The organism is Thalassolituus sp. LLYu03 (assembly GCF_050507655.1).
In the GTDB taxonomy this organism is placed as follows: domain Bacteria; phylum Pseudomonadota; class Gammaproteobacteria; order Pseudomonadales; family Oceanobacteraceae; genus Venatoribacter.
The window spans coordinates 3,967,184-3,980,394 of the sequence record NZ_CP191496.1 but is presented as its reverse complement, the minus strand read 5'-3'; the positions used below and the strand labels follow the sequence as shown (position 1 = coordinate 3,980,394).

Annotated in this window: 11 protein-coding genes; 6 read left to right on the top strand and 5 right to left on the bottom strand. The window is 55.1% G+C overall.

Annotated elements, in window-relative coordinates:
* The first annotated feature begins 215 nt into the window (after window positions 1-215).
* Window positions 216-1,526: a sensor domain-containing diguanylate cyclase gene (locus ACQUQU_RS17765; protein ID WP_430461053.1), complete on the top strand. Its 1,311-nt coding sequence runs from the start codon at window positions 216-218 to the stop codon at window positions 1,524-1,526.
* Window positions 1,527-1,560: 34 nt separating this feature from the next.
* Here the strand turns inward: ACQUQU_RS17765 and ACQUQU_RS17760 are convergent, their stop codons facing one another.
* Window positions 1,561-2,508 (bottom strand): helix-turn-helix domain-containing protein, encoded by a 948-nt coding sequence (locus ACQUQU_RS17760; protein ID WP_430461052.1) that lies wholly within the window; start codon window positions 2,506-2,508, stop codon window positions 1,561-1,563.
* Between the two features lie 190 nt (window positions 2,509-2,698).
* Here ACQUQU_RS17760 and ACQUQU_RS17755 point away from each other — a divergent pair, with 190 nt between their 5' ends.
* The 4 genes from ACQUQU_RS17755 (at window position 2,699) to ACQUQU_RS17740 (ending at window position 6,625) form a co-directional block, all read left to right on the top strand.
* Entirely contained in the window at window positions 2,699-4,123 is a 1,425-nt protein-coding gene (locus tag ACQUQU_RS17755) for an ethanolamine ammonia-lyase subunit EutB (protein ID WP_430461051.1), read from the top strand.
* Complete coding sequence (gene eutC / locus ACQUQU_RS17750; RefSeq protein WP_430461050.1) at window positions 4,116-4,979, top strand: ethanolamine ammonia-lyase subunit EutC; 864 nt, start codon at window positions 4,116-4,118, stop codon at window positions 4,977-4,979. Before ACQUQU_RS17755 ends, eutC begins: the two co-directional genes overlap by 8 nt.
* A 92-nt stretch (window positions 4,980-5,071) precedes the next feature.
* A complete protein-coding gene (locus ACQUQU_RS17745; protein ID WP_430461049.1) occupies window positions 5,072-6,442 on the top strand; it encodes an ammonium transporter in 1,371 nt (456 codons plus the stop codon).
* 15 nt (window positions 6,443-6,457) lie between these two features.
* Window positions 6,458-6,625 (top strand): hypothetical protein, encoded by a 168-nt coding sequence (locus ACQUQU_RS17740; RefSeq protein ID WP_430461048.1) that lies wholly within the window; start codon window positions 6,458-6,460, stop codon window positions 6,623-6,625.
* Between the two features lie 64 nt (window positions 6,626-6,689).
* Here the strand turns inward: ACQUQU_RS17740 and ACQUQU_RS17735 are convergent, their stop codons facing one another.
* Entirely contained in the window at window positions 6,690-7,952 is a 1,263-nt protein-coding gene (locus tag ACQUQU_RS17735) for a gallate dioxygenase (RefSeq protein ID WP_430461047.1), read from the bottom strand.
* Between the two features lie 128 nt (window positions 7,953-8,080).
* Between ACQUQU_RS17735 and ACQUQU_RS17730 the strand changes: the two genes are divergently transcribed.
* Complete coding sequence (locus ACQUQU_RS17730) at window positions 8,081-8,983, top strand: LysR family transcriptional regulator (RefSeq protein WP_430461046.1); 903 nt, start codon at window positions 8,081-8,083, stop codon at window positions 8,981-8,983.
* An 886-nt stretch (window positions 8,984-9,869) separates the two neighbouring features.
* Here ACQUQU_RS17730 and ACQUQU_RS17725 read toward each other — a convergent pair.
* The 3 genes from ACQUQU_RS17725 to ACQUQU_RS17715 form a co-directional block, all read right to left on the bottom strand.
* Entirely contained in the window at window positions 9,870-10,370 is a 501-nt protein-coding gene (locus tag ACQUQU_RS17725) for a hypothetical protein (RefSeq protein ID WP_430461045.1), read from the bottom strand.
* 970 nt (window positions 10,371-11,340) lie between these two features.
* A complete protein-coding gene (locus ACQUQU_RS17720) occupies window positions 11,341-12,627 on the bottom strand; it encodes a TRAP transporter large permease (protein ID WP_430461044.1) in 1,287 nt (428 codons plus the stop codon).
* Window positions 12,624-13,139 carry a TRAP transporter small permease gene (locus ACQUQU_RS17715; RefSeq protein ID WP_430461043.1) on the bottom strand — a complete coding sequence of 172 codons (516 nt, stop codon included), beginning with the start codon at window positions 13,137-13,139 and terminating at the stop codon, window positions 12,624-12,626. The genes ACQUQU_RS17720 and ACQUQU_RS17715 overlap by 4 nt, the downstream gene beginning before the upstream one ends.
* Window positions 13,140-13,211 lie beyond the last annotated feature (72 nt).

Here is a 13,211-nt window from a genome sequence, read left to right as displayed (position 1 = left end):
TTATAAGCCCGGTTTAAAAGCAGCGAAATAAAAGCGGAGGAGGTGCAGGCCCCCTCCGCTTTTTTATGGCGCTATTCACCGGCCGCGACCTTTCTGTCTGATAAGCCCTTGCTACACTTTGTCACAGGCCTTTGTGACATCCTGCTCTGCTGCGGCTCCATGCCGGCTCAGCCCGACCTCACACCCGCCCCGGTTTCCCGACCCCGAGCTGATGCATGGAATTAAACGACATCGACCCGGTCCAGCTGCTTGGTACGCTGCAGCAGGGCATTGTGGTGCATTGCGCCAGCACAGAAATCCTGTACGCCAACCCCAAGGCGCTGGAACTGCTGCGCCTGTCCGAAGCACAGGCGCTGGGCAAAGACGCGCTCGACCCGGCCTGGCATTTCATTGATAACCAGCACAACACCCTGCAGCCGGAGCAGTACCCGGTGAACCGTGTGCTGGCCAGCAAAACGCCACTGCCGGCGACGGAAATCGGCATCTGCGACAGCTCGACCAGCGACATTACCTGGGTGCTGTGCAACGCCTACCCGCAGTTCACCGCATCCGGCGACATCGAAAAAGTGGTGGTCGGGCTGCTGGATATTTCGGCGCAGAAAACCAATATTCCGTTCGAAGCCATCGTTGCCAAAGCCAACGACGTGATCGTGGTCACCAGCGCCCGCCAGAGCGACGACACGCCACCGCAGATTGTCTACGTGAACCGCGCCTTTACCGAACTGACCGGCTATCAACCGGAAGAAGTGATCGGTAAAACCCCGCGCCTGTTGCAGGGCGAAGGCACCAGTGCCGAAGTGCGCGCGCGTATCCGCGAGGCTATTGCCAATAAACAACCCATACGCGAAACCCTGCTCAATTACTCGCGCTCGGGTGTGCCTTACTGGCTGGACATGAATATTTTTCCGCTGATCAATGCGCAGGGCGACGTGACCTATTTCGCCGCTGTCGAACGCGATGCCACCAGTCAGGTGGACAAAGAAGCTGAGCTTGAAGATCTGGCCAACCGCGACCCGCTGACCGGGTTGCTGAACCGCCGGGGTTTCTACGATATCGCGCGCGAGAAATTAGCCGCCCTCGACAGCAGAACCGTGTCCACCATTGCCATGATCGACGTCGATTATTTTAAAAACATCAACGACCACTACGGCCATAAGCTGGGTGATCTGGCGCTGGTGACGCTGGCCAAACAATTGCGCAATGCCTTCCGTGGCAGCGACATTGTCTGTCGCTTTGGCGGCGAAGAATTTCTGGTGTTGTTGCTTGGCGCGGATGTGACCATGGGTAAGCGCAAGCTGGAGATATTCCGCAACCGCATCGAGCACGCGCCGCTGTTTCTGCATAAACAACATGCGGTGCATGCGACCGTCAGCATTGGTGTTACGCACATTATGAAAGACGCAGCCGCGATTGAAGCTGCAATTAATGCCGCCGATACCGCGCTGTACGAAGCCAAACGCAGCGGCCGCAATCGTCTGATTGCCCTGAATCACGAAGGCCTGCCGTATCCGCCACTGGCTGGTTAAACACCCGCTCGTTCAGCCACATTCCGCCCGGCCATCAGCTGAGTCCACGGCGCAGGGTTTCCGACGGATTTTCACCAAACAATTGTTTGTAATCATGCGCGAACTGGCCGGCGTGCCAGAAGCCCCAGTCACCCGCCACCGACGAAATGGTCTGCCCGTCTTCCAGCCCGGCGAGTAACGCCCGGCGCACATTGTTCAGCCGCGACAGGCGCAGATAACGCAGCGGGCTGATGCCCAGCACAGATTCAAAACTGTATTGCAGCGTGCGGCGGCTGACGTGGGCCAGCTCGCATAAATCGGTAATGGTCACCGCTTCGTGCGGGTGCGCGGCCAGATAATCGCGCACGCGCTCGACCACGGCACGGCGACGGGCCGCCGACGGCGCATGATCGTCCGGTGCATTTTGCTGCAGTACGTCGAGCACGGTGGTAAGCAGAAAATCCTGTTGCAGCGAACCGGCTACCCCGGTGTGCATGGGCGCCAGCATGCGCTGCAGAATATAGCGCAGGGCATTCAGCTTCTGACTGTCCCACTGGCGGCGCGGCGCCGACAGCAAACGCGCATCGACGTCGATGCCCTGAATGTCGGCGGTGGTCAGCAGCGCTTCCTGACTGACGACGATGCCGTAAATATCGAAGGCTTCGGGCGTGACCAGTTCAAAATGGCAATTGCCCGGACGGCACATCAGCTCGCTGGCCGTCACCCGTTCACCGTTAATGCGGCACTCGTCGTTACCCACCGCAAAGCCCAGCCATACCGAATCCGGCCAGACGTTGCATTGCTGATGCAGCGCCTGAGAGGTGTGCTCACGGAACATCTGCAAACGCGGAAACGCAATCTCGTCGATGCGTCCGTAAAAATGACCGGCACTGATCTGATCGTATTTCTGCTGCCAGTCGCGCAGGTTGTGCGCGTGCTCGTCGGCGTCGGTCGCCTCGGAAACGCACCAGTTCGGTGCCTGCGTTCGGTTGTGTGGCTGCATAATGGATCATTCACCTGTGGAAAAACCGGTTTCGCGTTCAGCATAAAAAATTGCGGAGCGCGCCAACATAGGGGTTTTGCACATTTGCCAATATTCGATAGTGGCCCGGAACACTTCTGGCTCAGTACCCGGTAACCAACAGATAACCGGGGTGAGCAATAAGTGTTCCGCTGCCCCGACCGGATGGACGATGAGCAAGAGTTACCGTTACACACAAGGCACTCAGGTATGGCAGTTCAGCAGCCTTGCTGAACTCATGGCCCGCGCCACGCCGGCACGTTCCGGCGACCGTCTGGCCGGTGTAATTGCGCGCTCGGCCGAAGAGCGCGTCATTGCCCAGATGGCGCTGGCCGATGTGCCGCTGAAACAATTTCTGAACGAAGCGCTGGTGCCCTACGAACAGGACGAAGTAACGCGTCTGATCATCGACCGCCACGACGCCACCGCCTTCGCCCCCATTGCGCACTTAACTGTCGGCGATTTCCGCAACTGGCTGTTGTCCGACACCACCACGCCGGAAAAACTGGCGCAGGTGCGCGCTGGTATTACGCCGGAAATGGCCGCGGCGGTAAGCAAAATTATGCGCAATCAGGATTTAATTCTGGTGGCGCAGAAATGCCGGGTAACCACCCGCTTCCGCAACACCATTGGTTTGCCAAAACGCCTCTCAACCCGGCTGCAACCGAATCATCCGACCGATGATATGAACGGCATTGCGGCCAGTATTCTCGACGGTTTGCTGTATGGCTGTGGCGACGCTGTGATCGGTATTAATCCCGCAACCGACAATGTCGCCCAGGCCACCCGACTTATGCGCCTGATGGATGAGGTAATCCGCAAATACGATATTCCGACGCAGTCGTGCGTGCTCACGCATGTGACCAACACGCTGGAATGTATTGCGCAAGGTGCACCGGTGGATCTGGTCTTTCAGTCGATTGGTGGCACGGAAGCCACCAACAGCAGTTTTGGTTTTAATTTAAATACGCTGGCCGAAGCACAGGACGCCGCCCTGCAATTAAAGCGTGGCACGGTCGGCAATAACGTCATGTATTTTGAAACCGGTCAGGGCAGCGCGCTGTCGGCCAATGCCCATCACGGACTCGATCAGCAAACGTGCGAAGCCCGTGCCTACGCCGTAGCCCGCGAATTTAATCCGCTGCTGGTCAACACAGTGGTGGGGTTTATCGGCCCTGAATATTTATTCGACGGCAAAGAAATTATCCGCGCCGGCCTTGAGGATCATTTCTGCGGCAAATTGCTCGGCCTGCCGATGGGCTGCGACGTGTGCTACACCAACCACGCCGAAGCCGACCAGAACGACATGGACAACCTGCTGACGTTACTCGGCGCGGCGGGCTGTTCGTTTGTGATGGGCATTCCCGGTTCCGACGACATTATGCTGAATTACCAGACCACGTCTTTTCACGACGCGTTATACGCCCGCCGCGTGCTCGGCCTTGGCGCGTCACCGGAATTTGAACACTGGCTGGAGCGCATGCAGATCATGACCGAAGCCGCCAGCATGACACTGAATCAACAATTACCGCCGGCCTTTTCTGCCTCGCTGAAAGCATTGCCGGCCAATTCCGACACGGGGGTGAAGCATGGCTGAGCGCGATAATTCCCCGGTCACGGACGACTGGAACGGCGTTACCGATAACCCATGGCGCCGCCTGCGCATGTTTACCGATGCCCGCATCGGCCTCGGGCGCAGCGGTGTCAGCATTCCCACCGACGAACTGCTGCAATTTCAGCTGGCCCATGCGCAAGCGCGCGATGCGGTGCACACACCGCTGGATGCCACAACACTGGCCGAACAGATTCAGCAACTGGCGCAGGAATTCGGCCAGTTAAACCGCGCCGAACCTTTTTTGTTGTGCAGCGAAGCCGGCGAGCGCCGCACCTATTTACAGCGCCCGGATTTAGGCCGGCGCTTAAGCGAACAAGACCGCAGCCTGCTGCTGCAGAGTGGTCATAAACCACAAGCCGTATCTGATCTCGCCATCGTCATTGCCGATGGCCTCTCTGCCCGCGCCATCAGCGAAAACGCCGTGCCATTTCTGCGTGCACTGCTGACGGAATTTGCCGAAAAAAAGAGCACGTTAACACTGGCCCCACTGGCGCTGGTGCAACAGGGCCGGGTGGCCGTGGGCGATGACGTGGGAGAACTGCTGAATGCTCGCGCCGTGCTGGTCATGATCGGCGAACGTCCGGGATTAAGCTCACCGGACAGCATGGGTCTGTACCTGACCTGGGCGCCGCAACGCGGCCTGACAGACGATAAACGCAACTGTATTTCCAATGTGCGCAAAGCCGGCCTGATGTACGACGAAGCCGCACGGAAATTGCTGTATCTGCTGACAGAAGCGCAACGGCTGCAGGGCTCGGGCGTCATCCTCAAGGACCGTTCGGATGATGCACTGATTGAAGGTTCAGAGTCTTCGACGAGCTTTTTATTACAACAATAACCGCCACAACCGCCGGCGTTAAAACCGGCACATGATGGCGGGCGGAATGGAAATTTTAATTTCAACTTCAACTGAAAACAGAGGGCTAAATTATGGAGCAAACTCCTACTTTAGAATCGTTGCAGGCGGCATTCGATGCGCAAAAAGCGGTATTCGAAATGCACCAGGCAATGAACATCGAAGTGTTCTACTGGTGGTGTACCGCCATTATGATCATGATTCACGCCGGCTTCCTGGCCTATGAAATGGGTGCTTCGCGCAGTAAAAACGCGCTGGCAGCCGGTATTAAAAACATTCTGGCACTGGCTGTTATTCTGCCGACCTTCTACCTGTTCGGATGGTGGATTTACAACGCCTTCCCGGGCGGTCTGATTCCTTCTGATGCTGCCGGCGCCCTGCCGTGGGCGGCCAGCATGGGGCCGGATGTAAAAGACATGGGCACCGGTGTGTTCTGGGGTGCTTTCGCCATGTTCGGCGCCACCACAGGCTCTATTCTGTCGGGCGCTGTGATTGAGCGTATCCGCGTATCCGCCTTCCTGATTCTGACCGTCTTCTTAGGCTCTGTGGTCTGGATTCTGGCCGGCGCGTGGGGCTGGCACCCGGACGGCTGGCTGCTGACCGACCTTGGTTACCACGACGTGGGCGCCTCGGGTGTGGTGCATGCGGTGGCCGGTTTCTTCACCCTCGGCGTGCTGATTAATCTGGGGCCACGTAAGGGTAAATTCATCGACGGTATTGCGCAGACCATTTCTCCGCACAGCCTGCCGATGACCCTGATCGGTCTGATGATGATTATCTTCGGTTTCTTCGGATTCCTCGGCGGCTGCATTATTTTCAACGGCGGCGAAACCGGCTGGACCACCATTTACAACAACCCAACCAACCTGTCGGCCTTTACCTTCAATACCCTGATGGGCTTTGCCGGTGGTGTGATTGGTTGTTACATCGCCTCCCGCGACCCGTTCTGGACCATGTCCGGTGGTCTGGTGGGTATCATTTCTGTTGCTGCTGCACTGGACATGTACGACCCGGCGCTGGCCTTCATCATCGCGGTGTGCATGGGTATTGCAGCGGTTAAAGTGGCGAAATTCATTGAAGACCGTGGCATCGACGACGCCGTCGGCGCTGTTGCCGTACACGGCTTCACCGGTTTCGTGGCTGTGGTTCTGGTGGGCGTATTCTGCGCCGGCACCCCGAACGTGGGCGAAGGCGTACCTGAAATTACCTTCATGGGTCAGCTGATCGGCGCCATCGTGATGGCCGTTACCGGCTTCCTGCCAGGCTATGTAATTTCTCTGGTACTGAAATCCCTGAACGCACTGCGCGTACCGGAAGGCGCCGAAGATCTGGGCATGGACGAAGTTGAAATTCTGGCCAAGCCATACCCGGAAGCCAACGTACCGGCCATGAAAGCGGCCGAAGTACCGAACAAACTGGCCAACGCCGAGCCGCAAGGCATTTAATTAAGGAGACGAGTTATGGGTACATCCATTACTACCTGGGAAAACGTCAGCGCTTACTTCACCTTCGCTGACAGCCCGTTCGCACTGGGTCTGTTTGCCTTTGGTTGCGCTGCCATTGTGGTGGGCCTGATCGCCGGCATCGCCAAGCACGAAAACGAAGCGTTCGATAAATTCAAAGATTAATCGGCGCCCGTAAAAAAGCCGGCATTATTGCCGGCTTTTTTTATGCCTGACATACGCGTCTGGCTTATTTCTTCACATCACCCGCTACCGAATACTGAATCGATACGTTACGGGTTTTCTGGAACTCTTCCAGTGTCTGACCACGGAAAGCAGCGTACACCTGCGGATTGGAAACCCCAAGCACAGCGGCCATTTTCTCCAGCACAAAGAAGATGGCGCCGTAGTGAATCAGCCCGATCCAGTTGCGGTTGCGGATCAGCTCTTTCTCTTCGTCGCTGAGCTGGTATTCGCTCATCAGGTTTTCCAGATCGGAGACAAAGCGCGCTCTGTGTTCCGGCACAATCAGACGGTGCAGGAAAGCATTAATCCGGTAAGCGGTCAGACTGCGCTCCAGCGTGAACGGGTGCGTGCCTTCCAGTTTCTCGGCACCGGCCAGTTCGTAACCGATGTGCGCCCGGTAATCGTCGAGGGCTTTGGCCGACGGTGTTTCACCCAGATCTTCATAAATAACCGTGCAGATATTGGTCATGGACGGCAGATACGTGGTCTGGTGCACCTTGTTCACGTTATCCGACAGCGCGCCGCGCATAATCAGCCACATAATGACTTCGGCGCCTTCCATACCGCCGCGCTCGGCGTATTCGGCCAGACGCACCTGAGTTAAGGCTTCCGGGTTGTGTTCCAGCAATTCGAGGAATTCGTTGTCCCAAGCTTCGTTATTAAACCCGCAACGCTCACCGTGCACCTGATGCGATAAACCGCCGGTGGCCACAATCGCCACGCGCAGGTCTTCCGGGTAACTCTCAACGGCTTTGCGCAGGCTCTTACCCAGCTTGTAGCAACGCTTGGCACTTGGAATCGGCAATTGCAGCACGCCCACCTGCAACGGCACCACAGTGCCGGTCCAGCCGTCGTTACCGGACGCGATCATCGACAGCGGCGAAAACATGCCGTGGTCGAGGGGCCTTTTTTGGAAGAACGACATATCAAATTCGTCGGCAACCAGCGCCTGCCCAATATGACGCGCCAGCGCAGCATGGCCTTTGGCCGGTGGGTATTTACGCGCACCGCCGCCTTCGTCCGCCGTGACATACTCGTCGTCGACGCCCAGCGCAAACGCCGAGTAATGATCAAAAAAGAACGAGGTGATGTGGTCGTTAAAAATCATAAACAGCACATCAATATCTTTTTCCGCCACCCAGCGTTGCACAGCACTGAAGCCTTCAAAGATAGGCGCCCACGCCGGGTCGGCGGCTTTGTTGGCGTCTTTCGCAAAGGCGATGGTTGGCGAATGGGAGGCACCGATGCCGCCGATAATTTTTGCCATAAAAAACCTCGTATTTATTCTTTTGTAAAAGTGGAAATGACCGCTGTGCACAGAGCCGATATTACCCGGTGCCGGGCCCGGAACAACCGGATATACTCAAACGCATCGTTTCCAAAAGAGAACGCTGTATGAAGTGGAGCATAGACGACGCACCGCTGTTTATTGCCATCGTACGCCACAAGGGCCTGACTGCCGCGGCTGACAATCTGGGCATTGCCAAGTCGACCCTGAGCAAAGCCCTGACGCGTCTGGAGAAGAGCCTTAACCTGCGCCTGATCGAACGCAACTCCCGTAGCCTGCGCATCACGCCTGAAGGCGATGCCTTCTACCAGCAATGCCTGCGCATCATGGAACAGGTGCGCGAAGCCGATCATGTGATGGAAGATCTGGGTGCCGAACCCAAGGGTAAGCTGCGCGTCGCCCTGCCCATTGCCTTCAGCCGCGACTACGTTGCCAGGCGCCTGCCCGAGTTCTGCCAGCGTTTCCCAAAAGTAGAGCTTGAGATCATCATCACCAGCCACCCGGTGGACATTATCCGCAACCACATCGACCTCGCCGTGGTGGTTGGCGCGCAGAACGATTCCGACCTGATCATGCGCCCGCTGCACGAAGGCCGGCTGGTGTGGGTCAGCAGCCCCCAGTACGTGGCGCAGCACGAGTTAGGCAACACGCTTGATCATCTGCGCAGCCATATCCGCCTGTGCGAACAGCGTTACGCCAGCGCCCGCTTTCCGGTGAGTGTGAACGGCCAGCACGCCCAGCTCGATTTAACCGACGGTGTTGTACACATCAACGACCCCATCTCGGTGCGCGAAGCCGTGCTCGGCGGCTGGGGCGTTTCGCTGCTCGCCAGCCAATACTGCCGCCCGCAAATTGAACGCGGTGAGCTGGTGCCTGTGTTTGAACACATAGGCTTTGAAGCCTCGGCGGCGCGCCTGTCGGCTGTGTATCCCGGCAGTCGTGTGACCTCGGCCAAGATCAAGGCGTTTCTGGGGTTTTTGAGTGGGATTTGTGAAGGGATGCCGGGGTGAGGGGGTGGCCGGACGCTTGAAGCCGGAAGCCGGAAGCCGGAAGCCGATATTAGCCGTTCGTGCTGAGCAGTCCGTAGGGTGGGCACTGCCCAGCGCCTTAAAAGGTAATTACGGCCCTTTATCGTCCTCGCTCCGCGTGGGAATGCTGACTGATTTTACCGCAACCTATTTTTGGCCTTCGGCCCCGAGTTTTCTCAAAGGGGATGTCCCGACCGTCGGACCGCCCCTTTCAATCCCCTCTGCGACCATCCGTCTTAATCCGCTTCATTCGCTGTCAGTTGCAGGCACGCGAGGGTAGCTTGTCATCCCGATAGCGAGTATTTTCTGGGTGATTTTCGCTAAAGCAATTAACGTCGTATTCAACGACTTACAAACGGTCCAGCGAACGTAGTGCGCGATTTGAATCGCCTTGCTATAAATCCTAATTCAGTTTTCCAATGTAACTTCATGGTCTCCCGCAAATCGTTATAACCATAAAAATATTACCCGTGTCCGGATCAATAGTTTGATTGTAAGCTTGGTCATTAAATACAACATTTATTTGCAATGAATGCACCTGACATACCACCTAACCTTGCAAGGATTTTTAATTAGCTCGTCAACCACCCATTCCAAGTGACAAATCGCTTCAATTGATCAGGTGTTATTTTTGGTTCCCATCCCGACTCAAAGTTCAAGCTGTAGCATTCTTGATTCGTAAATACTACAGGAAAATAAAAGGACTACCAAGGAAGTATATAATAATTTCATTCCGGAGCCTTATACCGCCCAGCACAGCTGGCTGGCAAATCTGGCACGTAATTTCGAAGAAATTTTAGTGACAGGCTTGACAGTCCGATGCTGCTGCTTGCTATACGATTATTTTGAAAAGACATAGGTGATTCGTTCACCACTGCCACCACCCCCCCCCAATCGCACTTACTCTCCAGCCTTCCTGACTCACCTGTGAAAAAGTTAGGTATCGTACATTACTAGGGTTTGATGTTTGAACACAACCATACGAGCTTCCATCGGTTGGCCAGTAATGCCATACAACACAAACTAATTGATCTGTAATAGTTGCCGGTGATGTTGTTGTTAGTTTTGTATCTATAGAAGTAAGCAATTCATCGACTGAATTTAGAATTGTATTTATGTCATCAAGAGTTAAACCATTCGAGTCTGTACTTTGTTTAAGATCACTTATCCCAGTATTGATTGATGTAGCCACTTGGCTTTGTTGGTTTAGGCTGCTTGTGATGGTCGAAAAGTTCTCATTCATTTCGCTAGATTTAATAGTCGTCCCTGGCGAGAATGTATGTGGCACTGAAAGATCATCTGCACTGACCGAAAAGCAACTTAGAGCCGAATACAAAAAAAATGTAATTTTAATAGTTTTTTTAAGCATAATTATTCCCAAGTTGAATTGTCCCAGCTAGATTCGCTACCATCCCACTGGATTGAATTATTAGAGTCATTTTTTTTCTTAGAATCACCACAGCCTGAAGCTGCAAGAACAATGATCAAAATCATTATGTTTAATACTTTGTTAATACTCATACCCCCCGCGAGCACGTATAACAGTTTTATTCATGCGCCTGCTCGATTCACCGTCAACATGGATCATCCACTTGATGCACTAACCAGCCGTTTTAACGGACCTTTCTCCATCTTCTTGTACAAAGCATTTACCGATAAACGCGCATGCGCGTTTTGTCGCCGCGATCTGGCGCATTGATTCAGGGAGAATATGGGTAAGACGCTGATATTGCTCAGCCTTTGATCCGGTCCCTGGATTACGAGCCTTGTACGTGGTGTAAAGCGAGCGCGCTTTGGTTGTACATGGCTCAATACTGTCTGCCATTGAGTTTTTAGTCAATGGTTTATGATGCCCGAAGTTTGAAGCTACTCAGCCTTCGCGTCCCCGGGCGGTTTATCGCGGCTTCATCAGTCGCCGTGGAGTGAGGCAGCCAGTCAGGATTGAGGGTATGGACAAATTTGATGGGATCAAATTTGAACAGCCGCAGACTGGCCCGAAGGGTTAAGGGCAGGACGCCCGGAATCTCTCCGAGAAGCGTCGGGGCGGAGGGACCCGCCTCTACGCGTGCCTGAAACTGGCAACGAATGAAGCGGATTAAGACGGATGGCCGCAAGAGGGGATGCAAAGGGGATACTTCCCCTTTAGAAAATCCGGGCCGAAGGCCCTAAAAACAACGGGGAAGGAAGCCCCAGCTCCACGGACGGTGCGGGAGAAACGAGTACATCAATGCTTCGTGGTACAGGCCAGGAACATTCCCACGCAGAACGTGGGAACGAGGATTCACAGTACGTGAGCGGCGAACGCTTCCGACTTCTAGCTTCTAGCTTCCGACGCCCCCTCACAGCAACCCTATCGCCAGCGCCGGGAAGGTAATTATCAACGCCAGCCGCACGATATCCGACAACACAAACGGGAATACGCCTTTAAAAATATCCGTCAGCGACAGGTCGGGCTCCACCGATTTAATCACGAATACGTTCATCCCCACCGGCGGTGTAATCAGGCCGAGTTCTACGGTAATAACCGCGACAATACCAAACCAGATCGGGTTAAAACCGGCGGCTTCGATCAGCGGGTACACCACAGGTACGGTGAGCAGCAACATGGCCATACTGTCCATCACGCAGCCTAAGATCATGAACAGAATCAGCACCGCAAACAGCACCATATAGGGTGACAGTTGCAGGCTGTCGACAAACTCAACCAGCGTGAAGGAAATGCGCGATACCGACAGGAAGTAGCCGAAAATCTCGGCGCCGATCAGCATGAAGAAGATCATGGCCGACATAAACAGGCTTTCCTGAATGGCTTCGCGGAATTCGCCGAAATTCATGCCGCGCACAATGGCGATAATAAGGGTACCGGCAGCCCCCACAGAGGCCGCTTCGGTCGGGGTAAAAAAGCCCGCGTAAATACCGCCGATAATCAGGGCAAAAATCAGGGTGAAGGGCATCACGCCTTTCAGGCCCTTCAGCTTTTCCAGAATCGTGGTTTTCTGTCCCGGTTGTGCCACGTCCGGGCGCAGGGTCACGACAATGGCGATGGTCACACAGTACAGGGCCAGACCAAGCAGGCCCGGAATCACGCCGGCAATGAACATATCGCCGACCGACTGCTCGGTGATCAGGGCGTACAGCAGCAGCGCCACCGACGGCGGAATCATAATACCCAGCGTACCACCGGCGGCCAGGGTGCCGGCAGCAAAGGGTTTGGAGTAGCCGTTCTTTTCCATTTCCGGCAACGCCACACGCGCCATGCTGGCGGCGGTGGCCATTGAGGAACCGGAAATGGCCGAGAAAATACCGCACGAGGTGACACCGGCCAGGGCCATACCACCACGCCAGCTGCCGAACAGCACGCGGGCGCCGTCGAACAGTTCTTTCGACATGCGTGACTTGGAGGCAAATACCCCCATCAGAATAAACATAGGAATCGGGCTGAAGCTGTAGTTCGACATCATTTCGAACGGACCGCTGCCGAGAATATTCATTGCCGGGTCAAAGGCAACGATGGCGGCAAAGCCAATAAAGCCCGCCAGCGCCATGGCCAGTGCAATGGGCATACTGAAGCCCACCATTACCAGCATAACGATAATGCAGATTGCGCCGATCACGGATGCACTCACGATTTCACCTCCACTTGGCCAAACATCAGGCGCAGTGAACTCACCAGAGCCGCCACCGCCAACACGGCACTTGCCGCAGAAATAATCCAGTAAAAATACGCCACTGAAATCTGCAGGTCCTGCGTGGTTTCGTGGGTCATCAGTGCGTCTTCGGCCGACAGATAAAACTGGTAGCTCATGGCCAGCCCGAGGAAGACGTACCCTGTGATAAAGAAGCCGTGCAAGGCGGCCTTCTTACGTTCGCTCAACTGGTTGGTGAACAGGTCCACCATCACCTGCGAGCGTTCTACCGAATGAGGCAGACAGAAAAATACCGTGATCAGCAATCCGTACTTAATCAATTCGACACCGCCAATAAAGGTGAGGTCGATGCTTCCTGACGTCATTTCAAACAGGCTGCGGGTGGCAATATCCGCCAGCGTTACGAACATCATAGAAACCAGAATAATGCCGGCAATAAAATGCATACTTCTGGTCAGCGGATATAGCCAGTGGCTGATTCGATTTAACATGTCTTTCCCCGGGTAATTACAAATCAGCCCCAGAGCTGGGGCTGATTAACCACCGTTTTACAACGTTTGCAG

Bases quoted from the DNA above. Each gene is read 5' to 3' on its own strand.
- ACQUQU_RS17735 (WP_430461047.1), bottom strand. From the start codon at position 7,952: ATGGCAAAAATTATCGGCGGCATCGGTGCCTCCCATTCGCCAACCATC.
- ACQUQU_RS17740 (WP_430461048.1), top strand. From the start codon at position 6,458: ATGGGTACATCCATTACTACCTGGGAAAACGTCAGCGCTTACTTCACC.
- ACQUQU_RS17755 (WP_430461051.1), top strand. From the start codon at position 2,699: ATGAGCAAGAGTTACCGTTACACACAAGGCACTCAGGTATGGCAGTTC.
- ACQUQU_RS17725 (WP_430461045.1), bottom strand. From the start codon at position 10,370: ATGCTTAAAAAAACTATTAAAATTACATTTTTTTTGTATTCGGCTCTA.
- ACQUQU_RS17745 (WP_430461049.1), top strand. From the start codon at position 5,072: ATGGAGCAAACTCCTACTTTAGAATCGTTGCAGGCGGCATTCGATGCG.
- ACQUQU_RS17760 (WP_430461052.1), bottom strand. From the start codon at position 2,508: ATGCAGCCACACAACCGAACGCAGGCACCGAACTGGTGCGTTTCCGAG.
- eutC (WP_430461050.1), top strand. From the start codon at position 4,116: ATGGCTGAGCGCGATAATTCCCCGGTCACGGACGACTGGAACGGCGTT.
- ACQUQU_RS17765 (WP_430461053.1), top strand. From the start codon at position 216: ATGGAATTAAACGACATCGACCCGGTCCAGCTGCTTGGTACGCTGCAG.
- ACQUQU_RS17730 (WP_430461046.1), top strand. From the start codon at position 8,081: ATGAAGTGGAGCATAGACGACGCACCGCTGTTTATTGCCATCGTACGC.
- ACQUQU_RS17715 (WP_430461043.1), bottom strand. From the start codon at position 13,139: ATGTTAAATCGAATCAGCCACTGGCTATATCCGCTGACCAGAAGTATG.